The organism is Noviherbaspirillum sp. ST9 (genome assembly GCF_048799745.1).
GTDB lineage: Bacteria > Pseudomonadota > Gammaproteobacteria > Burkholderiales > Burkholderiaceae_D > Noviherbaspirillum.
Window position 1 is genome coordinate 82,840 of record NZ_JBLWFR010000002.1, and the last position, 19,846, is coordinate 102,685.

General features: G+C 60.8%; 23 protein-coding genes. 14 read left to right on the forward strand and 9 right to left on the reverse strand.

Going from position 1 to position 19,846, the window contains the following annotated elements; genetic code table 11:
* Positions 1-81 precede the first annotated feature (81 nt).
* The 3 genes from ACNOHI_RS03800 to ACNOHI_RS03810 all read left to right on the forward strand — a co-directional run bounded on the left by ACNOHI_RS03800 (position 82) and on the right by ACNOHI_RS03810 (position 2,189).
* Entirely contained in the window at positions 82-285 is a 204-nt protein-coding gene (locus tag ACNOHI_RS03800; protein ID WP_331940585.1) for a cold-shock protein, read from the forward strand.
* 128 nt (positions 286-413) lie between these two features.
* On the forward strand, positions 414-683 hold the full coding sequence (locus tag ACNOHI_RS03805) for a hypothetical protein (RefSeq protein WP_420473318.1): 270 nt from the start codon (positions 414-416) through the stop codon (positions 681-683).
* Between the two features lie 153 nt (positions 684-836).
* Entirely contained in the window at positions 837-2,189 is a 1,353-nt protein-coding gene (locus tag ACNOHI_RS03810; protein ID WP_420473319.1) for a methyl-accepting chemotaxis protein, read from the forward strand.
* Between the two features lie 47 nt (positions 2,190-2,236).
* Here the strand turns inward: ACNOHI_RS03810 and ACNOHI_RS03815 are convergent, their stop codons facing one another.
* Positions 2,237-2,704 (reverse strand): cache domain-containing protein, encoded by a 468-nt coding sequence (locus ACNOHI_RS03815; protein WP_420473320.1) that lies wholly within the window; start codon positions 2,702-2,704, stop codon positions 2,237-2,239.
* A gap of 252 nt (positions 2,705-2,956) precedes the next feature.
* Positions 2,957-3,862 (reverse strand): LysR family transcriptional regulator, encoded by a 906-nt coding sequence (locus ACNOHI_RS03820; RefSeq protein WP_420473321.1) that lies wholly within the window; start codon positions 3,860-3,862, stop codon positions 2,957-2,959.
* Between the two features lie 114 nt (positions 3,863-3,976).
* On the opposite strand from ACNOHI_RS03820, the gene ACNOHI_RS03825 reads away from it, so the two are divergent.
* Genes ACNOHI_RS03825 through ACNOHI_RS03840 form a run of 4 tightly spaced genes read left to right on the forward strand, consistent with a single transcriptional unit; the run spans position 3,977 to position 6,072 of the window.
* Entirely contained in the window at positions 3,977-4,663 is a 687-nt protein-coding gene (locus tag ACNOHI_RS03825; RefSeq protein ID WP_420473322.1) for a haloacid dehalogenase type II, read from the forward strand.
* A complete protein-coding gene (locus tag ACNOHI_RS03830) occupies positions 4,660-5,418 on the forward strand; it encodes a sulfite exporter TauE/SafE family protein (RefSeq protein ID WP_420473323.1) in 759 nt (252 codons plus the stop codon). Before ACNOHI_RS03825 ends, ACNOHI_RS03830 begins: the two co-directional genes overlap by 4 nt.
* A 58-nt stretch (positions 5,419-5,476) precedes the next feature.
* Complete coding sequence (locus ACNOHI_RS03835; protein WP_420473324.1) at positions 5,477-5,701, forward strand: AbrB/MazE/SpoVT family DNA-binding domain-containing protein; 225 nt, start codon at positions 5,477-5,479, stop codon at positions 5,699-5,701.
* A complete protein-coding gene (locus ACNOHI_RS03840; RefSeq protein WP_420473325.1) occupies positions 5,698-6,072 on the forward strand; it encodes a Fic family protein in 375 nt (124 codons plus the stop codon). The genes ACNOHI_RS03835 and ACNOHI_RS03840 overlap by 4 nt, the downstream gene beginning before the upstream one ends.
* Positions 6,073-6,128: 56 nt before the next feature.
* Here ACNOHI_RS03840 and ACNOHI_RS03845 read toward each other — a convergent pair whose 3' ends face one another.
* Entirely contained in the window at positions 6,129-6,731 is a 603-nt protein-coding gene (locus ACNOHI_RS03845) for a MarC family protein (RefSeq protein WP_420473326.1), read from the reverse strand.
* A gap of 108 nt (positions 6,732-6,839) precedes the next feature.
* On the opposite strand from ACNOHI_RS03845, the gene ACNOHI_RS03850 reads away from it, so the two are divergent.
* Complete coding sequence (locus tag ACNOHI_RS03850; protein WP_420473327.1) at positions 6,840-9,110, forward strand: molybdopterin cofactor-binding domain-containing protein; 2,271 nt, start codon at positions 6,840-6,842, stop codon at positions 9,108-9,110.
* Position 9,111: 1 nt separating this feature from the next.
* On the opposite strand, the gene ACNOHI_RS03855 is transcribed toward ACNOHI_RS03850, so the two are convergent.
* Together ACNOHI_RS03855 and ACNOHI_RS03860 are read right to left on the reverse strand one after the other, a co-directional pair.
* A complete protein-coding gene (locus ACNOHI_RS03855; RefSeq protein WP_420473328.1) occupies positions 9,112-9,546 on the reverse strand; it encodes a thioredoxin family protein in 435 nt (144 codons plus the stop codon).
* Between the two features lie 82 nt (positions 9,547-9,628).
* Positions 9,629-9,826 (reverse strand): YjfB family protein, encoded by a 198-nt coding sequence (locus tag ACNOHI_RS03860; RefSeq protein WP_420473329.1) that lies wholly within the window; start codon positions 9,824-9,826, stop codon positions 9,629-9,631.
* A gap of 79 nt (positions 9,827-9,905) precedes the next feature.
* Here ACNOHI_RS03860 and tsaB point away from each other — a divergent pair, with 79 nt between their 5' ends.
* Genes tsaB through ACNOHI_RS03880 form a run of 4 tightly spaced genes read left to right on the forward strand, consistent with a single transcriptional unit; the run spans position 9,906 to position 12,808 of the window.
* On the forward strand, positions 9,906-10,586 hold the full coding sequence (gene tsaB, locus ACNOHI_RS03865) for a tRNA (adenosine(37)-N6)-threonylcarbamoyltransferase complex dimerization subunit type 1 TsaB (RefSeq protein WP_420473330.1): 681 nt from the start codon (positions 9,906-9,908) through the stop codon (positions 10,584-10,586).
* On the forward strand, positions 10,583-11,074 hold the full coding sequence (gene rimI, locus ACNOHI_RS03870) for a ribosomal protein S18-alanine N-acetyltransferase (protein ID WP_420473331.1): 492 nt from the start codon (positions 10,583-10,585) through the stop codon (positions 11,072-11,074). Before tsaB ends, rimI begins: the two co-directional genes overlap by 4 nt.
* Positions 11,071-11,856 (forward strand): uracil-DNA glycosylase, encoded by a 786-nt coding sequence (locus ACNOHI_RS03875; RefSeq protein ID WP_420473332.1) that lies wholly within the window; start codon positions 11,071-11,073, stop codon positions 11,854-11,856. Before rimI ends, ACNOHI_RS03875 begins: the two co-directional genes overlap by 4 nt.
* On the forward strand, positions 11,843-12,808 hold the full coding sequence (locus ACNOHI_RS03880; RefSeq protein ID WP_420473333.1) for a DUF1853 family protein: 966 nt from the start codon (positions 11,843-11,845) through the stop codon (positions 12,806-12,808). Before ACNOHI_RS03875 ends, ACNOHI_RS03880 begins: the two co-directional genes overlap by 14 nt.
* Before the next feature lie 6 nt (positions 12,809-12,814).
* Here ACNOHI_RS03880 and lplT read toward each other — a convergent pair whose 3' ends face one another.
* Entirely contained in the window at positions 12,815-14,077 is a 1,263-nt protein-coding gene (lplT, locus tag ACNOHI_RS03885; protein WP_420473812.1) for a lysophospholipid transporter LplT, read from the reverse strand.
* A gap of 153 nt (positions 14,078-14,230) precedes the next feature.
* Between lplT and alr the strand changes: the two genes are divergently transcribed.
* Together alr and radA are read left to right on the forward strand one after the other, a co-directional pair.
* Entirely contained in the window at positions 14,231-15,307 is a 1,077-nt protein-coding gene (gene alr, locus ACNOHI_RS03890) for an alanine racemase (RefSeq protein ID WP_420473334.1), read from the forward strand.
* 26 nt (positions 15,308-15,333) lie between these two features.
* Complete coding sequence (gene radA / locus ACNOHI_RS03895; RefSeq protein WP_420473335.1) at positions 15,334-16,707, forward strand: DNA repair protein RadA; 1,374 nt, start codon at positions 15,334-15,336, stop codon at positions 16,705-16,707.
* On the opposite strand, the gene hpnE is transcribed toward radA, so the two are convergent.
* Genes hpnE through hpnC form a run of 3 tightly spaced genes read right to left on the reverse strand, consistent with a single transcriptional unit; the run spans position 16,682 to position 19,732 of the window.
* On the reverse strand, positions 16,682-18,022 hold the full coding sequence (gene hpnE / locus ACNOHI_RS03900) for a hydroxysqualene dehydroxylase HpnE (protein ID WP_420473336.1): 1,341 nt from the start codon (positions 18,020-18,022) through the stop codon (positions 16,682-16,684). The genes radA and hpnE overlap by 26 nt on opposite strands.
* Complete coding sequence (hpnD, locus tag ACNOHI_RS03905) at positions 18,019-18,852, reverse strand: presqualene diphosphate synthase HpnD (RefSeq protein ID WP_420473337.1); 834 nt, start codon at positions 18,850-18,852, stop codon at positions 18,019-18,021. The genes hpnE and hpnD overlap by 4 nt, the downstream gene beginning before the upstream one ends.
* 37 nt (positions 18,853-18,889) lie before the next feature.
* Entirely contained in the window at positions 18,890-19,732 is an 843-nt protein-coding gene (gene hpnC / locus ACNOHI_RS03910) for a squalene synthase HpnC (protein WP_420473338.1), read from the reverse strand.
* Positions 19,733-19,846 lie beyond the last annotated feature (114 nt).

Here is a 19,846-nt window from a genome sequence, read left to right on the forward strand (position 1 = left end):
GCAGTATTTGTCTGTCATTTCTTTCTAGCTTCAAGGAATCAACCGGGCGAAAGCCCATTTAACTGTTTTAAAGGAAATGTAATGGCAACAGGTACTGTCAAGTGGTTCAACGACGCTAAAGGTTTTGGCTTCATTACTCCGGACGAAGGCGGCGAAGATCTGTTCGCGCACTTCTCCGCGATCCAGTCCAGCGGCTTCAAGTCGCTGAAGGAAAACCAGCGTGTTTCCTTCGAAGTCACGACCGGCCCGAAGGGCAAGCAAGCATCGGCAATCCAGCCGCTGTAAGCTGAACCAGGTTTGATCGAATGCCGTCCAGTGGAAACACTGGACGGCATTTTTGTTTGTGCTGCCGCATTCGAATCTTGCCGCGTAGCGTCTACACTGAATGGAGTGCATTGCAAACGGGAGGCGCGATGGCAAGCACACTAGCGGCGATGACCTTTGTGGCATCCACCGTCCTCGGTGACTTGCCGCTCAAGGAGGTCGAGCAGGTATTCTGGGACTGCGATTTCAAGGGGAGCCGGCACATGCTGGACTTCGACGATGCGCATGTCTGCAGCAGCGTGTTCGAACGCCTCAAGGCCGAGAAATTCGATAGCGAGTTCGACCGTTTCCTCGAATGGTGGCGCACCAACAAGAGCCGCGAATATGCTGCGCGCGTCGAGTCGACTCGCCAACCCTAGGGCCGGACAGCCACGGAGCACCCCCCATACTCCTGTTGCAAACACGAGCCTCACTCCACCTCGGCTAAGGCTTTCACGCCATCTTCCCCCTCGACAACTGCAGCCGAAGGTGTACGATGCACCTGAGAAACATACAAGAAAACTATCGGGGGCATGATGTTCAAGTTCGGAAAAGCAATGCACGAGCCGGAAATCCGCCAGGAAGCGCCGGCCGTGGACCTGGAGCGTGTTGTCGGTGGCATCGCGCATCGCGCGGCCGGCATCGGCAAGGAATCGGCCGACCTCAACGGCCTGATCGATGACCTTGCCGCCATGAGCGGCAAGCAGGCCGATACTTTCAAGGCGCTTGCCGACGAAATCGGCGCCATGGTCAAGGCCAACCACGAGATCGAGGCAGTGACCAAGGCCAGCACCGAGTCTGTCCGGCGCGCGCGCAAGACTGTCGAGCAGATCGGGCAAGGCGTGATCGCAGTGACGGATAACCTCTCCGAGGTTGCGGACGCCGCCAACGAAATTACCCAGATTGCCCTGCAGACCCGGCTGGTCGCGTTCAATGCTTCAGTCGAGGCCAAGCGCGCGGGGGAGGCCGGTCGCGGTTTCGCCGTCGTGGCCGACGCGGTGCGCGATCTCGCTGCCAAGGTCGAGCAATCCTCCAAGCTCATCATGAGCACCGTCACCCAGCTCGATGCGCGCATCAAGGCGCTTGCCGACGATATCCAGTCGAAGGAAAACCGGCAGGGCACAGGCGATGGAAAAGGCGGCACCTTCGACGCCGCAGTCTCCGAAGTGGAGCGCGGCGTCGCGGCCATCGCGACCACGGCGCAACACAACCTGGACAGTTGCGCCGGCGTGCTGGATTCCGTTCGCGGACTCTCGGAACAGGTTGCCAGTACGGCGACGGCCCTGCAGAACGCACGCAAGCGCACGGAGAGTTTCCTGTCCCTGTCGGAATCCCTCATTGAAATGGCGGCGGAAAGCGGCGTGAGGACGGAAGACACGCCGTTCATCGAAGCGGCGCTGGATGCCGGCAAGCGCATTGCAGGACTGCTTGAAGATGGCGTCCGCAAGGGAGTGCTGTCGATGGCGGATATGTTCGATGAACATTACCAGCGGATCCCGGGAACGAACCCCGAGCAGTTCATGGCGAAGTGCACACCGTACTGCGACAAGGTCCTGCCCGATGTGCTGGAGAACCTTCTGACGCTCTCGCCCAAGGTGGTCTTCAGTGTCGCGACCGATCGCAAGGGCTACATTCCCACGCACAACCGGAAGTTCTCGAAACCCCAGGGCGGTGATCCCCTCTGGAACCAGGCCAATTCACGCAACCGGCGTTTCTTCGTCGGCCGCACGGAATGGGCAGCGATCAACAATCGAAAATCCTTCCTGCTGCAAACCTATCGCCGGGACATGGGCGGCGGGAATTTTGCCGTGATGAAGGACCTGTCCGTGCCGCTCTTCGTCAACGGCAAACACTGGGGCGCATTGCGCATCGGCTACCAGTTCTGAGCGCAAAAAAAACGGCCACCGAAGTGGCCGTTTTTTATTGTCCCTGCTTACTGCTTGTAGATGCCGGATCCGACGATCAGGTCGTCCACCTTCTCCACATAGCTCGACTTCGCCTCGACCGCCTTGGTGACCGGGTTCGGCCACTTGTAGTCGAACCAGCCGCTGTTCTTGGTGCCGAGGATGTCGATGAATCCCTTGATGATGTACTTGCCGTCGGCATCGCGCATCTCGAGCATGTTCTTGCCGTTCATCTTCGATGCGTTGCCATTGCCGATGGCCACGTTGTTGCCCTTCATGTCATACACGAAGATATACAGGTCGCGATCGACGAACGGACCTTTCGGGTCGTTGATTGCCGCGACTGCCTTTTCCTTGCCGTTGGCCTTGATGTAGGCAACGGCCTTCTTGACCAGGGCAGACGCTTCCTCTGCCGTGCCACGATCCGCGGCAACGGCGGATGAAGCCATAAAACCGGCAAATGCCACTAATGCAACTCCCTTGAACAAGGCTTTCATAGGTCTCTCCTTCGATTTTGCTGAATGTCGATGTGGCTCGACGTGAACGCCGTCAATACTGACGGTTCCGTCGATTCTAACTATTCCCATTTGGAAATATTCGGCGTCTGTTGCGCGGATATTTCTTTTTTCGTTCTTATTGACCCAAGACAGTTTTCTTGGTGGAAATAGCGTGGGGAATTCTGGCACGCGTGCCGGCGGGGGTGGGTGAAAAGCATGCAAGCGAAGCGTGAAAGACTTGCATGCGCCTGCTCAGGACTTGCGCCAGTAGCCCGGCTGGGCGTAGGCATGCCGGAGGAAATCGACAAAGGCGCGAATGCGCAAGGGCAGGTGGCGGCGCTGCGCAAAGACAGCGTAGATATCATTTCCCGGCGCGGCGAACTCATCCAGGACGGTGATCAGCTGGCCCGATTCGATCGCATTCCCGACTTCCCACATGGAACGCCATGCGAGCCCCTTGCCGGAGAGCGCCCAGTCATGCAGCACCGCGCCATCGTTGCACACCATGTTGCCGGTCACTTTCAGCGTCACGTTCTTGCCGTTCTGCCTGAACGTCCAGCCACGCTGGCTGCCTTCGCTGCTCATGGCGAGGCAGTTGTGCTTTGCCAGTTCATCGAGTGATCCCGGCGCACCATGCTTCTTGATATAGGCGGGTGACGCCACGACGACGCGCTTGTTATCGGCCAGCTTCACGCCGATCAGGCTGGAATCGGAGAGCGCTGCGATGCGGATTGCAACGTCGATGCCTTCGCCGATCAGGTCGACGACCCGATCGTTCAGGTTCAGCGTCACGCTGACGTTGCCGTGATGGGCAAGGAAGGAGGGGATGAGCGGCGCCACGTGCTGGCGGCCGAATCCGGCCGGCGCGGAAATCAACAGGTGGCCGCTGGCGCGTGCGCTGCGCTCGGAGACCGCAGTCTCTGCTTCTTCCAGTTCGGCCAGGATGCGCTGGCAATCTTCGAGGAAGGCAACGCCCTCATTGGTCAGCGCGATCTTGCGCGTCGTCCGCTGCAGCAGCTTGACCCCCAGACGCTCTTCAAGCGCATCCAGCCGCCGTCCGATCATGGCCGGCGCGATGCCTTCCGCCCGTGCGGCCGCCGTCAGGCTGCCCTTGGCGGCCACTTCAACAAAAGTGGAAATCTGCTTGAACTGGTCCATGTCCCGACAATATTTGATCTGATACTTAAACGCAATAATAAAGTGATTTTTAGTTTTGTTTATGTCTATTTAGATTGCATATACTCGGAATCCACAGAATCACGAACCGCATCCATGACCATCCAAGCCATTGCTTTCGACGCCTACGGCACGCTTTTCGACGTGTATTCGATTGGCGAGCTCGCCGAAAAGCTGTTTCCGAAACGCGGGACCGCCCTGGCGGAACTCTGGCGCGACAAGCAGATTGAGTACACCCGTCTGCGCACGCTCTGCGCCACCTACAAGCCGTTCTGGGAAGTGACGCAGGACGCGCTGGTCTTCAGCTGCAAGAAGCTTGGCCTCAACCTGACCCTGGATGCGCAGAACAGCCTGATGGGGCAGTACGCGAAACTGCAGGCCTTTCCGGAAAACCTCGGCGTGTTGCAAGAGCTGCAGGAGATGGGGCTGAAGCTGGCCATCCTTTCCAACGGCAATCCGCAGATGCTGGAAGCCGTGGTGGAGGCCAATGGCATGCGCGGTATCTTCCACCACATCTTGTCAGTCGATACGGTGAAGAAATTCAAGACGGCGCCCGAAGCCTACCAGCTGGCGCCCGACGTGTTCGGCCTCTCGGCACGGAATATCCTGTTCGTGTCCAGCAACTGCTGGGATGCCTGTGGCGCGACCTGGTTCGGCTACACCACCTTCTGGGTCAACCGTGCGAACGCGCCGCTGGAAGAACTCGGCGTCACGCTGGACGCCACCGGCAGGGACATGAATGCGCTCCTGGCCTATGTGCAGCAACTGAGGAGCGCGAAATGACGCCATGGCAGATTGCACTGGTCGGCATGGCGGCCTTCTGCGCCGGGGCCATGAATTCGGTGGCGGGCGGTGGCACCTTCTTCTCTTTTCCGGCCTTGCTGGCCGCAGGCGTGCCGCCTGTCGCCGCCAATGCGAGCAATTCGGTCGCCCTGTGGCCGGCCAGCCTGTCGGGCGCCTGGGCCTATCGCACCGAACTCGCGCGCTACAAGCGTTACCTGATACCGATGGGCATTATCTCCTTCATTGGGGGCATCGGCGGCGGCCTGCTGCTGCTCTCGACAAAGGACGCCACGTTCTCCAAGCTCATCCCCTGGCTGCTCTTGTTCGCCACGGTGCTGTTTGCGTTTTCCGGCAGGCTCTCCGCGATGCTGCGCGGCGCGGATGCCGGCAAGCCAAGCAACTCGCCGACAGCCCTGGCGGGACAGGCCGTGGTGTCCATCTACGGCGGCTTCTTTGGCGCCGGCATGGGTATCCTCATGCTCGCCAGCCTTGCCATGGCAGGACACGATGATGTGCATGAGATCAACGCCATCAAGAACCTGCTGTCGGCCATCATCTACAGTGTCACGGTGCTGACCTTCGTGGTTGCCGGCGCCGTCGACTGGCCGTACACGCTCATCATGCTTGCAACGGCGACGCTTGGCGGATACTGGGGCGCCCGCATCGCCCGCAAGATCCCTGCGGCCTGGTTGCGTCGCTTCATCATCGTGGTCGGGTTCACGCTGACGATCTTCTATTTCTACAAGACCCTCTAGTTGCTATCCGGGGGGCGTTGACTAACATGTACTGAAGACCCTTTTGACCAGGGACGTCATGCATGCACTCAAACTGATCCCCCTGGGCGACGCCTGCGGGGTGGTCCTGCCGCGCGAGGTGCTGGCCAAACTTCAGGCCGGTCCGGGCGGCACGATCTACCTGACAGAAACCGCCGACGGACTGATCCTGTCCTCCAATCACCCCGTTATCCAGGAGCAGGTGGATGCGGGGAGGGCATTCATCGAAGATTACAAGGAGGCGCTGCGCGCGCTGTCCGGATGAACCTGTTCTGTATCGAACCCGACGCCTTGCTGCTGCTGCACGAGGAAAGCCTTGGTGACCAAGGCGCCAAGGCAGGGTTGTGTGACGATGCACTGCTGGAAGCCGCCTTGTCGCACCCGCTCAGCCAGGCGGTCACGCGCCCGGTAGACATTGCCGACATTGCGGCGGCATATGCTTGCGGCATTCTCCGCTACCGGCCGTTCGCGGTCGGCAACGAACGGGTGGCTTTGCTTGCCATGGGCCTGTTCCTGTACCTGAACGACTGGCGGTTGGATGCGCCGCCGCAAGAGGCGGCCGACGTGATCTGGCAAGCCAGCGCGGCCGTTCTCGACGAGCCGGGCTTGGCAAACTGGGTGCGCGGCTATTTGTGAAAAGCTCATCAATTACATTTAATGATGCTTCTAACTATCTGAAAATAAAAGAAGTATCAGGAAAGTGATTTGACATACGCGCGGATGCCGGCCAGCAGCATCTCCACCGCCATCGCCGTCAGGATCAATCCCATCAGCCGTTCGAACGCGGTCATGACACGCGGCCCCAGGACGCGTTGCATCCGCTCCGCGCTGAGCAGCACCACCAGCCAGATGACCGCCACCAGCGACAGCACGCCGACGTGCAGTGCCGTTTCCTTTGCCGAGTTGGACGAGAACAGGAGCACTGTCACCAAGGCCGATGGGCCCGCGAGTGCGGGGATGGCCAGCGGCACGATGAATGGTTCGCTGTCCGCTTCACCGTCGCCAAACACGCCGCCGGGTTGCGGAAACACCATGCGCAGGGCAATCAGGAAAAGAATGACGCCGCCACCGATACGTAGCGCGATATCGCTCAGTTGAAGCGCGGCCAGAAAATGGCGCCCGAAAAACATGAACAGCAACAGCAGCACGAATGCAATCGAGCATTCGCGCACGATGACACGGCCGCGGCGTTCCGCCGGCACGCCGGCGAGGGCGGCGGCGAATAGTGGCACGTTGCCGAACGGATCGGTAACGAGCAGGAGGATGATGAAGGACTGGAAAAAATTCTCGGTCATGTTTTCTTCTGGAATTTATAGAGTAAACGCTCGACACTGCGCCGAGACAAGTAAAACGCGGGTCGGCTAGGATGCCACAGGACGCACAAAACAAAATACGGAGACTCGATGCAGCCTGCCGAATCGAAGAACAAGCCCAAAAACACTTCCCGCCGCCGATTTTTGCTCGGCGGCCTCGGCGTCACCGGCGCCTTGATTGTCGGTTGGGGAATGATGCCCCCGCGCCAGCGCCTGCATCCCGCCAATCCCTTGCCTGCATCGGAAGGTGAAGTACGCCTGAACGGCTGGGTCAAGCTCGCGCCCGATGGCACCGTCACGGTCGCCATGCCCCAGTGCGAGATGGGCCAGGGCGTTTATACGGCCTTGCCGATGCTGCTGGCGGAGGAGCTTGATGTTTCACTGTCATCGGTCAGGCTGGAGCGCGCGCCGATCGACAAGATCTTCGGCAATGTCGCCGTGCTCCAGGACGGTCTGCCGTTCCATCCGGACGGCGCCGGCACCTTCAAGGAAGCCGTCGTCTGGTTCACTGGCAAGGCCGCCCGCGAGTTCGGACTGATGATTACCGGAGGTTCGTCCTCCATCAAGGATGCGTGGCGGCCCATGCGTGAGGCTGGCGCGACTGCGCGCGCGATGCTGGTGGCAGCGGCTGCGAAGGAGTGGGGCGTCGCGCCTGAACAGTGCCGCACTGAGGACGGTACTGTTCTCCACGCAAGCGGGAAAAAGGCGACTTATGGCGAACTCGCTGCCAAGGCCGTCCATAGCACGCCCGGCGCGATTCGCCTCAAGGAGCCAGGGGAATTCAAGCTCATCGGCACGCCGCAACCTCGCCGTGACTCGGCATCAAAAGTCAACGGCACGGCGGTGTATGGACTGGACCCGCGACCGAAAGGGCTGGTGTACGCAGCAGTAAAGATGAGTCCGACCATCGGCGGAAGCATCCAGAAGATCGACGCCGATGCGGTGAAACACATGCCCGGCGTGATCCGCGTAGTCGACTTCACCGGGGCCGCCCCCGGCATGGTCGGCGTTGCCGTCATCGCCAGATCGTACTGGCAGGCGAAGCAGGCGGTCGCGGCCTTGCCCGTAACATGGAATCCCGGGCCGAATGCAGCCCTGTCGTCGGCTTCCGTCTTCCAGGAGCTGGCTGCCCGGCTGAACAGCGACTCGGGCTTTACCTATCACAGCGCAGGAGAGCCTGATCCAGGAAAGGCGGCGGTCAAGCACCTGAAGGCCGAGTATCGTGCGCCATTCCTTGCCCACGCCACCATGGAGCCAATCAATTGCACTGCGCAGGTCAAGGACGGCAAGGTCACGCTATGGGCATCGACCCAGGTGCCGAGCATCGCGGCGGATACGGCGGTCCGCGTGGCGAAGGTCAAACCCGAGGATGTGACGGTCAACGTCACCTATATTGGCTGCGGTCTCGGACGACGTCTCGAAGTCGACATGATCGCGCAGGGCGTCGCCATTGCCGCCCAAGCCGACGGTCTGCCGGTGCAGGTGATCTGGAGCCGGGAAGAGGACACGACCCACGACTTCTACCGCCCGGCCGCGCTGGCACGCTTCTCGGCGTCGCTCGACGGCAGCGGCAATGTCGTCTCCTACGAGAACAAGCTGGCTTCCGGCGCCATCACCCACCAGGTGATGGAACGCACTTTCGGCCTCCTTGGTGCGGGTCCCGACAAGACCACGGCGGAAGGCGCCTTCGACATGCCCTACGAATTCACCCACCAGAAGATTGCGCACGTCACCGTGCCGACGCCGGTGCCGATCGGCTACTGGCGCTCGGTCGGGCATTCGCACAATGCGTTTTTCAAGGAAAGCTTCATCGACGAGCTTGCGCACGAAGCCGGCAAGAATCCGGTCGAATTCCGGCGCAGTCTGTTGAAACAGCATCCGCGCCATCTCGCGGTCCTCGACGCTGCTGTTGCCAAGGCAGGCAAACCCGCCGACGGACGCGCGCACGGCATCGCTTTGCACCAGTCCTTCGGCTCCATCGTGGCCGAAGTGGCCGAGGTGTCGGTCCAAGGCGCGGAGATCACGGTACACAAGGTGACTTGCGCCATTGATTGCGGCATCGCAGTCAATCCGAACATCATCGCGCAGCAGACGGAATCCGCAGTGGTCTTTGGCCTGAGCGCCGCGCTGTTCGGCGAGGTTACGATCAAGGACGGCAAGGTCGAGCAGCAGAATTTCCACGACTATCCGGTCCTGCGAATGAATCAGGCGCCGCACGTGGAGACGATTGTGATCAGGAATGCTGAGCCGCCGGAAGGCGTGGGCGAGCCGGGAACGCCGCCGATCGCGCCGGCCGTCGCCAACGCGGTATTTGCATTGACGGGCAAGCGCCTGCGCAGCCTGCCGCTGCGGCTGTCGTAATTCAGCCGGCGGCTTCCTGCAGCCTTGTATGCAGGTTGCAGATGCGCTGCCATTCGGCGCGTTCGGACGATCCGCTCGCTTCGGCGCGCAGGTCGTCCCGGCTTTTCTCGGCCTGTGCCTGGATCAGCCGGTCAGCGATTTTGAGATCGGGAAGGACGGTGCCGAAGAAGGCAACCGCGTCCCGACGCTGGATAAGCAGCGTCGGGAAATTCTCCACATCAATGTCGCCGATGAAATCCGCCTGGTCCTCGATGTCGATCCAGACGAAACGCTTGTCCGGATGCTGCGTGGCCAGTTGCTCGAAACCGCTACGATAACCGCGGCAGGTATCGCACCACGCAGCGCAAAGGCACGCGACCAGCCATTCGTCCTGGTCTAGCCATGCGGCGAGCTGGTGACGGTTGTCGTTGTCGAGGGTGATGCAGTTGGCGGACATGGATCGGTCGCGGGTGGGAATGGGTGCCTATTGTAAGGGAAGGCACGCCGCAACGCTTGCAGCAAAGACGTGGGAGGACAGCTCAGGCGGTCGTGTTGACGTTCTGGCCAAGGTGGGGCGGGAGGTTGGCGCCGGTCGCGGGCGGCAATGCTTCCAGCATAGCCGTGGCGGTGCTGGCTTGCACATCCATTGCCTTCTTCATGACGGCGATGCCGATGGCCTGGTTCGTTGTCGTCGTCGCAAGTGACGTAGCCAGTTGGGCAATTTGATTGACTTCCATGAATTCCTCCGCTGCTGTTCTGTTGTTAACGGCAGCAACGGGCCGCAATTTAGGGTGGTGGTCACGGTAAAATACCGCCATGCCTAACATTCTTGCCATCGAAACGTCGTCCGAGCTCGCCTCGGTCGCTCTGTTGCATCACGGACAACTGATTTCCCAGGAAGCCGCGGGTGTGCAAACCCATTCGCAGACCGTGTTGCCGATGGTGCAAGCCTTGCTCGCCCAAGCCGGCATGCCGCTCTCGGATTGCGACGCCATCGCCTATGGGGCCGGTCCCGGTTCGTTTACCGGGGTGCGCACCGCCTGCGGTGTTGCGCAAGGTCTGGCGTTCGGTGCCGACTTGCCGGTCGTCCCTGTCGTGACCCTGCTCTCCATGGCAGCCGCCTGCCGCGACGCAAGCAATGCCGACGACGTACTGGTCGTGCTGGATGCGCGCATGGAAGAGGTGTACTGGGCGCAGTATCGCTACGCGGAGGGATGGCAGGTCGTTACGGCGCCCGCTTTGTCCGCAGCCGCAGACGTGAAGATGACGGGCGCACCCGTAGTGTGTGGCAACGGCCTGTCCGCTTATGCTTCCGCGTTTGCGGGATGGACTGGCGCAATGCCGGAAATTGCACCGCATGCTGCGCAGATTGCCCGACTCGCAGAATCCGAATTCTTGGCCGGCCGCACCGTGAAGGCACATGAGGCACAGCCGATCTACCTTCGCAACAAGGTCGCATTGACAACCGCGGAGCGCATGGCGAAGGTGGCCGCATGAGCGCCATCCACAAGGTCGTTGCCGAATCGCCGGCATCGTCGTCCTTGCTGTTCGCACGCATGCAGGTGGGCGACCTCCCCGAAGTGCTCGCGATAGAAAATGATGTTTACCCCCATCCCTGGAGCCGCGGCAATTTCCTCGACTCGCTCTATAGCGGATATGAAGCATGGACGTTGCGCGATCCCGCACGGATGCTCGCAGGGTATTTCCTTGTCATGCTCGCCGTCGACGAGGCGCACCTGCTCAACATCAGCGTGCGCCGCGACCTGCACGGCAAGGGCATCGGACGCATGCAGCTCGACAAGGTGGTCGAAGTGGTGAAGGAAAAGGGCATGACATCCATCCTGCTCGAAGTCCGCCCGTCAAACCTGCGCGCACTTGCAGTATACAAGCAGTATGGATTCGAACAGATCGGCGTACGCAAGGGCTATTACCCGGCTGGCGACAATGGGCGCGAGGACGCGATCGTAATGAGGTTTCACGTATGACACTGGAACGCCGCGCAGTCTTCCTCGATGAAATGGGTATTGGCCCGCTCTGGCAGCGGCGCGACATGCCCGTCGCCACTGAAACGCCGGCCGCTCTTGAGCCGATGCCGGCGGTCGCGCTTGCCGAAGAACGCACCGTTGCAGAGCAAGCTTCGGTAATCGCGGCGGTTCCGCGAGCGCCGGAAGCGCCGCCAAGCAGCGCGGTCGCTGGCATGAATTGGATGCAGCTCAAGGAGAGCGTGGCTGGTTGCGTGAAGTGCGGCCTGTGCAATGGCCGGACGAAGACGGTATTCGGCGTCGGCGACGAGAAGGCGAAATGGCTGTTCATCGGCGAAGGTCCTGGACGCAACGAGGATCAGACCGGCGAACCGTTCGTCGGTCCGGCCGGCAAGCTGCTCGACAACATGCTGCGTGCCATCGGCGTCAAGCGTGGCGAGAACGCCTATATCGCGAACATCGTCAAATGCCGTCCGACCGATGGCAATGGACGTGATCGTCCTCCGACGCAGGAAGAGACAGCTGCCTGCATGCCTTACCTCGAGCGCCAGATTGCCCTCATCCAGCCGACCGTACTGGTCGCCCTCGGCAAGACTGCTGCACTGTCGCTGCTCGGACTCGATCCGGAAACCCCGGTTTCGAAACTCCGTGGCACGGTTCACCGTTACGCCGGCCTGCCGCTGGTCGTCACCTACCATCCCGCTTACCTGCTGCGCAGTCTGCCGGAAAAGCGGAAGGCGTGGACCGACCTGTGCCTGGCCATGACGACCTATGCAAACGCATAGACGAAGCGACTCCGAGAGTTACCAAACCTATTTCCACGAACGCTGGAATTACCTGAACGACCCGCATGTACGCACGCTTGCGTGGCTGCTCGATGCGCCAGACTTGCTCGATGCGCAAGCGGAGGAATGGCAGGGCAGGATTGCGAGCATCGAGCCGCCGGACGAGGCGGTGCGCGCGTGGCTTGGCGACCTCGACGCGGCTCCCGAGACACTGCATGCCTGGCTGGACATCCAGCCGTTCACCCGGCTTGGGAGGTACGCGGAAAAGCTGATGGCCTGGTACCTGCAGCAGAGCGGGTGCCTGTACGCGCACGGCGTACAGATTCGATCAGACAAAAGCGAAACGATCGGCGAATTCGACTTCCTCCTGAAACGCGGCGACGGACTGGTGCACTGGGAGTTCGCCACCAAGCTTTACCTGCTCGAATCCAGCGGCCACGGTCGGCATGCCGATTACTTCGTCGGACCGAATCTCGCTGACACGCTGGGCGCGAAAGTACGCAAGATCATGGACCAGCAACTCACGCTGTCCCGTCATCCCGCCGCCATGCAACAGCTGCCCCTGCCGGTCATTGCGGCACAGGCTCTGGTAAAGGGCTGGCTTTTTTATCACGGCAAGACGCCCGCAAGCGAGCGGCCGCAAGGGATTTCAACCGTGCATTGCAGAGGTTTCTGGTGCACTCTGGAAGAGTCGGGCGTGCTCGAGGCTGAAGGCTACGCGGTACTGCCGCGCCTGTCCTGGCTTGCACCTGCGCGCTTGCGGGTGGAGGAAGGCATGGACCGGGAGGCATTGCGCGAACAGCTCGCAAGGCATTTTGAGGAAAGCTCGACGCCGGTACTGGTTGCGCTGTTGGAGCGGAAAGGCGATGCGCTGCTGGAAGCCGACCGCGGATTCGTCGTCCCCGACGATTGGCGCAATCGCGCAGAAATCCGGATCAAGCGCTCGGCCTGACCCGGCTTAATGCTTGTGCTCGCCGATCAGCGCGAGGTTGTCGTGTTCACGCTGGTTGGCTGCGTGCTTCTTCATCGCCAGCAGCATGGTGCCCGCCACGAACAGGCCGAACAGGACGATCACGAAATTGATATCCAGGTTCAGCTTCACCATGAGGGCGTAGAGCATCAACATGGTAAGCACGGAGAGGTTCTCGTTGAAATTCTGCACGGCAATCGAGTGACCCGCACTGAGCAGGACGTGACCGCGATGCTGGAGCAGGGCATTCATCGGCACGACGAAATAGCCGGCCAGCGCACCGATCAGCACGAGGAGCACATACGCAATCCAGACCGTGTGAACCATTGTCATGGTGGTCACAATCAGGCCCATGCCGACGCCGAGCGGCATGACGGTCAACGCCTTCTTCAATGGGACGAAACGCGCCGCCGTCGTTGCGCCAACCGCGACGCCCACGGCAAAGACGCCTTGCAGGATTGCCGCCTTGTCGAGCGGCATGTTGAGCGACTTCTCCGCCCATTTCAGCACAATGAATTGCAGCGTCGCGCCGGCGCCCCAGAAGAGCGTCGTGACCGCCAGCGAAATCTGGCCGAGCTTGTCCTTCCACAAGGTCGTGAAACAGCCAGCGAAATCCGCCACGAGGCGGATGGGATTTCGTTCCTGATGCGGATAACGGGCGCCGGTATCGGGAATCTTCAGATTGAATATCGCAGCGAGCACATAGGTCACCATGATGACCGACAAGGCAGCTTCGGCCGAGGTATCAATGCCGACATCAATGCCCGGGAAGTCAATGTTCAGCAGCATGGCGGAGATCTTCGAATTGACCAGTGCACCGCCCATCACGGTCCCGAGGATGATCGAAATCACGGTGAGTCCTTCGATCCAGCCATTGGCGGCGACAAGTTTTTCCGGTGGCAGCAGTTCGGTGAGGATGCCGTACTTCGCTGGCGAGTAGGCCGCGGCGCCGAAACCGACGACCGCATAGGCCAGCAACGGATGGACATCGAAAAACATCATTGCGCAGCCGACGATCTTGATCATGTTCGTCACGAACATGACGCGACCCTTGGGCATGGAGTCCGCGAAGGCGCCGACGAAGGCGGCGAGCAGGACGTAGGAGAGGACAAAGAACAGCTTGAGCAGCGGCGTCATCCACGCCGGGGCTTGCATGGTGGTTAACAGCGCGATGGCCGCGATCAGAAGTGCGTTATCCGCAAGCGACGAAAAAAACTGCGCCGCCATGATGGTGTAGAAACCGCGATTCATCCGCATATTGGGGTATACCAGTAACTCTCTAGTGTCTCCGGCTTGCTTTATACCATGAAAATATAGGGCCACTGGGGATTTGTTCCGCATCGGAATATAAGCCTCCGGTAAAATGCGGGATCTCCATGCTTCTTCGTCTTTTCGATTCGTTTCATGCCAAGACCACTCGTCGCCACCATTCACCTCGCTGCCTTGCGGCACAACCTTTCCGTCGCAAAATCACGTGCGCCGCGCGCGAAAACATGGGCTGTTGTCAAGGCCAACGCGTATGGTCATGGACTGTCCCGGGCAATGCGGGCCTTTGCCGATGCCGACGGACTTGCGCTGATCGAAGTCGATGCCGCCGTGCGCCTGCGCGAGGCCGGATGGACGAAGCCCATTCTATTGCTCGAAGGTTTTTTCGAACCGGCCGATCTGCCGGTTTGTGCGGCACACGGCATTCAATTCGCTGTCCATTGCCGTGAACAAATCGACATGCTAAAAAAGGCAAACTTGCAGGCTCCGGTCGATGTCCATCTGAAACTCAACAGCGGCATGAACCGCCTGGGATTTACGCCGGAAGCCTACAAGGACGCCCATGCGAGACTAAGTCGCGTCGGCGCGGTGCGCAGCATCACTCTCATGACCCACTTCGCCAACGCGGATGATCCGTCCAATGCCGGGTTGTCGCTTTCCGAGCAGGTGCGTCGCTTCGAGCATGCCGCCGATGGCCTGTCTGGTCCGCGCAGCCTTGCCAATTCGGCAGCCGTGCTGAGTCATCCGGATCTGGCCTTTGACTGGGTCCGTCCGGGCATCATGCTTTACGGCGGAACGCCAGGTGGTCGAAGCGCACACGATTTTGGGCTGAAGCCGGCAATGACGCTCGCAAGCGAGATCATCGGCATCCAGCATATTGATCAAGGCGAGTCGGTCGGCTACGGCAGCCGCTTTATTGCCCAGCAGCCAATGACGATCGGTGTCGTGGCCTGCGGGTACGCAGACGGCTATCCGCGCCACGCGCCTGGCGGTACGCCGATCCTCGTGGACGGACACAGGACAGTTCTAGCCGGTCGCGTCTCCATGGACATGATCACTGTCGACCTGACCGGCATCCCGGATGCGCACGTCGGCAGCAGGGTGGAGCTGTGGGGCAACGCACTTCCCATTGATGAAGTCGCCAACGCCGCAGGCACCATTGGATACGAGCTCATGTGCGCCGTGGCGCCGCGCGTACGGGTAATTGAAGAGTAACCGGCACGCACCATTTCATTCTTTCCATGGCAAAAAAAGAGAAAACCAATTACACGTGCACCGAGTGCGGCGGCGTGGTCAATAAATGGGCCGGCCAATGTCCGTCCTGCGGACAGTGGAATACCCTTGTCGAAACCGTCGTCGAGTCCGGCGGTAATCGCTTCTCCGGTCAATATCAGGGACTGGCGCAGACGGCACCGGTCCTCAGCCTTGCCGATATCGAAGCCATCGACGTTCCACGCTTCGGCACTGGCATCGACGAATTCGACCGGGTACTCGGCGGCGGCCTCGTGGCAGGCGGCGTCGTATTGATTGGCGGCGACCCGGGCATCGGAAAGTCGACCCTGCTGCTGCAGGCGCTTGCCAATATGTCGAAGCTGAAAAAAGTCTTGTACGTCAGCGGCGAAGAGTCAGGCGCACAAATTGCCCTGCGCGCGAAGCGGCTGGCGATTGACGCCGGGGAGCTGCAGTTGCAGGCAGAGATCCAGCTCGAAAAGATCCTCAACACCCTGGCCGAACACAAGCCGCAGGTCGCCGTCATCGACTCCATTCAGACGATCTATTCCGACGCGCTCACGTCCGCACCCGGCTCTGTCGCTCAAGTGAGGGAATGCGCGGCGCAACTGACGCGCGTCGCAAAGCAGTCGGGCATCACCATCATCATGGTAGGTCACGTCACAAAAGAAGGTGCGCTGGCCGGGCCGCGGGTGCTGGAACACATTGTCGACACCGTGCTGTATTTCGAGGGCGACACGCACTCCAGTTTCCGCCTCGTGCGCGCCTTCAAGAACCGCTTTGGCGCAGTCAACGAGCTAGGCGTGTTTGCAATGACGGAGAAGGGGCTCAAGGGCGTGTCCAATCCGTCGGCGCTGTTCCTGTCGCAACATGACAGCCAGGTGCCGGGTTCCTGCGTGATGGTGACCCAGGAAGGCACGCGTCCCTTGCTGGTCGAAATCCAGGCCCTGGTCGATACCTCGCATGTCCCCAATGCCCGGCGACTCTCGGTTGGCCTGGAGCAGAACCGCCTGGCCATGCTGCTTGCCGTCCTGCACCGTCATGCCTCCATCGCCGTGTTCGACCAGGACGTGTTCATCAACGCGGTCGGCGGGGTGAAGATCACCGAGCCCGCCGCTGACCTCGCCGTGCTGCTGGCCATTCATTCATCAATGCGCAACAAGCCTTTGCCACGCGGACTCGTGGTATTCGGTGAGGTGGGCCTGGCGGGCGAAATCCGTCCTGCGCCGCGCGGACAGGAACGCCTGCGCGAAGCGGCAAAGCTTGGTTTCTCGATTGCATTGATTCCGAAATCGAATGCGCCGAAGCAAAAGGTCGAAGGCTTGAACGTGATCGGCGTCGAGCGCATCGACGAAGCGCTTAACCGGCTGCGCGAGCTCGACTGAGGGTGTCTGAAATAAGGCGTGCGGCCAGCACGCCGCTTCTTGTCGCCGATTCCAGCGTGGCGGGATAATCGCAGGCCGTGTAATCGCCGGCCAGCGCCAGCCCTGCCACCCCGATGTCGTTCGAGGGACGCACAAGTGCGGGCCGGCAGGAAAAGGTCGCACGTTTTTCAGTGATCACCTTGCTCCACAGCGGATTCTTCATTTCCGGCCTTCGGAAGACATTCGCCAGCTGTGTTGCAACTGCTGCGGCAAGGACATCATGACCCGGTGCGATCGCCTCTCGCGACGCGCTCACGACGACCGCCAGCAATCCGGCGCGTTCCGGATCGAGCAGGCCGCGGTCAAAGACGAACTGGCCCCATCCACCCAGGTCCGGCTGCTCTTCCAGCGCGAAGAGAGGGCTGTCCAGCCGAAGCTCCCGGCCGTATTGCAGATAGCACGTCGTGATCGGCTCATACTCGAACGCAGACAGGGCAGGGATGTCCGCCAGTCCCTCCAGCAAGGTGGCGGCTGCCGCAGGTGCTGTCGCCACGACGATGGCATCGAAGAGGTCAGCCGGATCGGCAGTTCCCTGTCGTTCTACACGCCAGCCTTCCCCGGCACGTACTATCCGCTTCACCATCGCGCCGCATTGCACAACACCGCCGTGCTCCTCGACAAAGGCGCCGGCGCGTCGCGGGAAGAGAGCGGTGAGGTCGACCTTGGGAATGAGCATGTCGGAGGCGGAACGCCGCGCCCCCAGACTGTCCCGCAGCACGTTGAGGAATACTTGCGCGGAGGCGCGTTCGGGCGGCGTATTCAATGCCGCGATGCAGAGCGGCCGCCACATCAACTGCGTCAGCCGGTCGGTCTGGTCGAAGCGATCGAGAAGTTCGGCGACGCTGCAATCGTCATTCAGTTTCCAGTCCATCCATCGCGCGGTCGTCGAGAATCGGGCGAGCGCCAGCTTGTCCGCGCGATCAAGTCCAGTTGTCCTCAGCAGTCCGGCCAGCACGTGCAGCGGCGCCGGCAAGCGCGGCGCGACGAATTGCATACCGCTTCCGGCAGGGTAGCGCATCTGCAGCGGCAGCCGCATCAGCACGTCGTCAAGCGCAATGCCCGTCGACCGCATGAGGCGCATGGATTCGGAATAGGCGCCGAGCAGGATATGCTGTCCGTTATCGAGCAGGCGGCCATCCATATCCACGGCGCGTGCGCGGCCGCCGAGCGTGCGTGACGCCTCAAATAGCGTGACTTGGGTGCCCGACCGTGCGAGTTCGACGCCGGCCGCGCATCCGGCCCATCCCCCGCCGATGACCGCGACCCTTTGCATCATCCGCGGATGTAGGTCTTCCACGCCAACCAGAGCTTGCGGATTGGCGTCAGGGAGATTTTCTGGTTGAGTACCTGGAATCGCTCGCGTTCGATCTCTTCCAGCAGCGCGCTATAGATCGACGCCATGATCAGGCCGGGGCGTTGTGCACGACGATCTTCCTTCGGCAGCAGCGCGAAAGCTTCTGCATAAGCTGTTCGGGCACGTTCCGCCTGGAAGCGCATGAGCTTTTCGAAATTTTCGCTGTGCTGGGCTTTCAGGATATCGGCCGCCGTCACATTGAACTGCTGCAGCTCGTTGACCGGAAGGTAGATCCGGCCCTTGCGTGCATCTTCACCGACGTCGCGGATGATATTGGTGAGTTGGAACGCAAGGCCTAGCTTTTCGGCGTACTGCAGCGTTTCCGGCCGCGTGGCCCCGAAGATGCTCGCGGATAGGATGCCGACCACGCTCGCCACATGCCAGCAGTAGCGCTGCAAACCCTTGAAGTCCAGATAACGCGTCTGGTCGAGGTCCATTTCCATGCCGTCGATGATGGCCTGCAGGTGCTTGCCCTCCAGGGAATAGGCCGGCACATGCGGAAGCAAGGCTTGGGTCACCGGATGCGAGGGAGAGCCGTCGAGCATCGCCTTGATCTCCTTGCGCCACCACATCAGCTTGTTGCGGGCGATTGTCGGATCGGTGCATTCATCCACTGTGTCGTCGACTTCCCGGCAAAAGGCATACAGGGCGGTGATCGCTCGCCGCCTTTCCGCGGGAAGGAACAGGAAGCTGTAGTAGAAGCTGGAGCCGCTCTGGACGGCTTTTTGTTGGCAGTATTCGTCCGGAGACATGAAATCTTGGGCGTGGGATCGATGGGAAGCCGTAATGCTAGCCGACATGCGCCATGCGCGACAAACGGATTTTCATGATCGCAGCGCGCCATGCCATGCAAAGCCAGTCGATTGGCCCGAGTGTCGGCCTGTGTCGGAAAACATCATAACCGGCGGCCTCGATGCGATCGAGAATGCGCAAGCCGCCCTGGACAACGAGTCGCAGTTCCCAGCCAATGCGCCCTGGGAGGCGCGTGGCCAGCGGTGCTCCGGACAGCATCATTGCGCGCGCCCGGTTCACTTCAAATCGCATCAGGCCGCGCCAGGCATCGTCGACACGGCCTTCCGCGATGTGCGCTTCCGTCACACCAAATTGCGCCATGTCGGAGAGCGGAAGGTAGATGCGCTCCTTCTTCCAGTCGATCGCGACGTCCTGCCAGAAATTGATGAGTTGAAGGGCGGAACAGACCGCATCCGAATCTTCGAGGTTGCGGGGGGAGGCCGTACCGTATAAAAAGAGCATTAAGTGTCCTACAGGATTCGCCGACCTGCGGCAGTAATCGAGCAAGTCCTCTAATTTCGCGTACCGCGTCGTTACGACGTCCTGCTTGAAGGCGGAAATCAGGTCGCGCAGCGGACGCAATGGCAAGCCGTACTGTTTCGTGACCGATGCGATGTTGGTGAATATGTCGCCGTCGACAGGGGAGCCCGCTTCGATCCGGTCGAGCGCGTCCTCATAGCGGGAAAGTGACGCCAGCCGTGCTTCCGGCTCCGCATTGCCTTCGTCGGCAAGGTCGTCGGCGCTGCGGGCGAAGGCATAGATTGCTTCTACGGCAGGGCGCAATCGCGCGGGCATCAGGAGCGATGCAACCGGAAAGTTCTCGTAATGTTCGACCGGCATGGTTATGTTGTTAATGAAAAGAAAGCCGTAGGCAAACGACGTACGGCGTGATTATAATTACTAACCGGTCAGTCATTAAATGGTTGGCATTTCAGAAATGCCCCATGGTGTGCT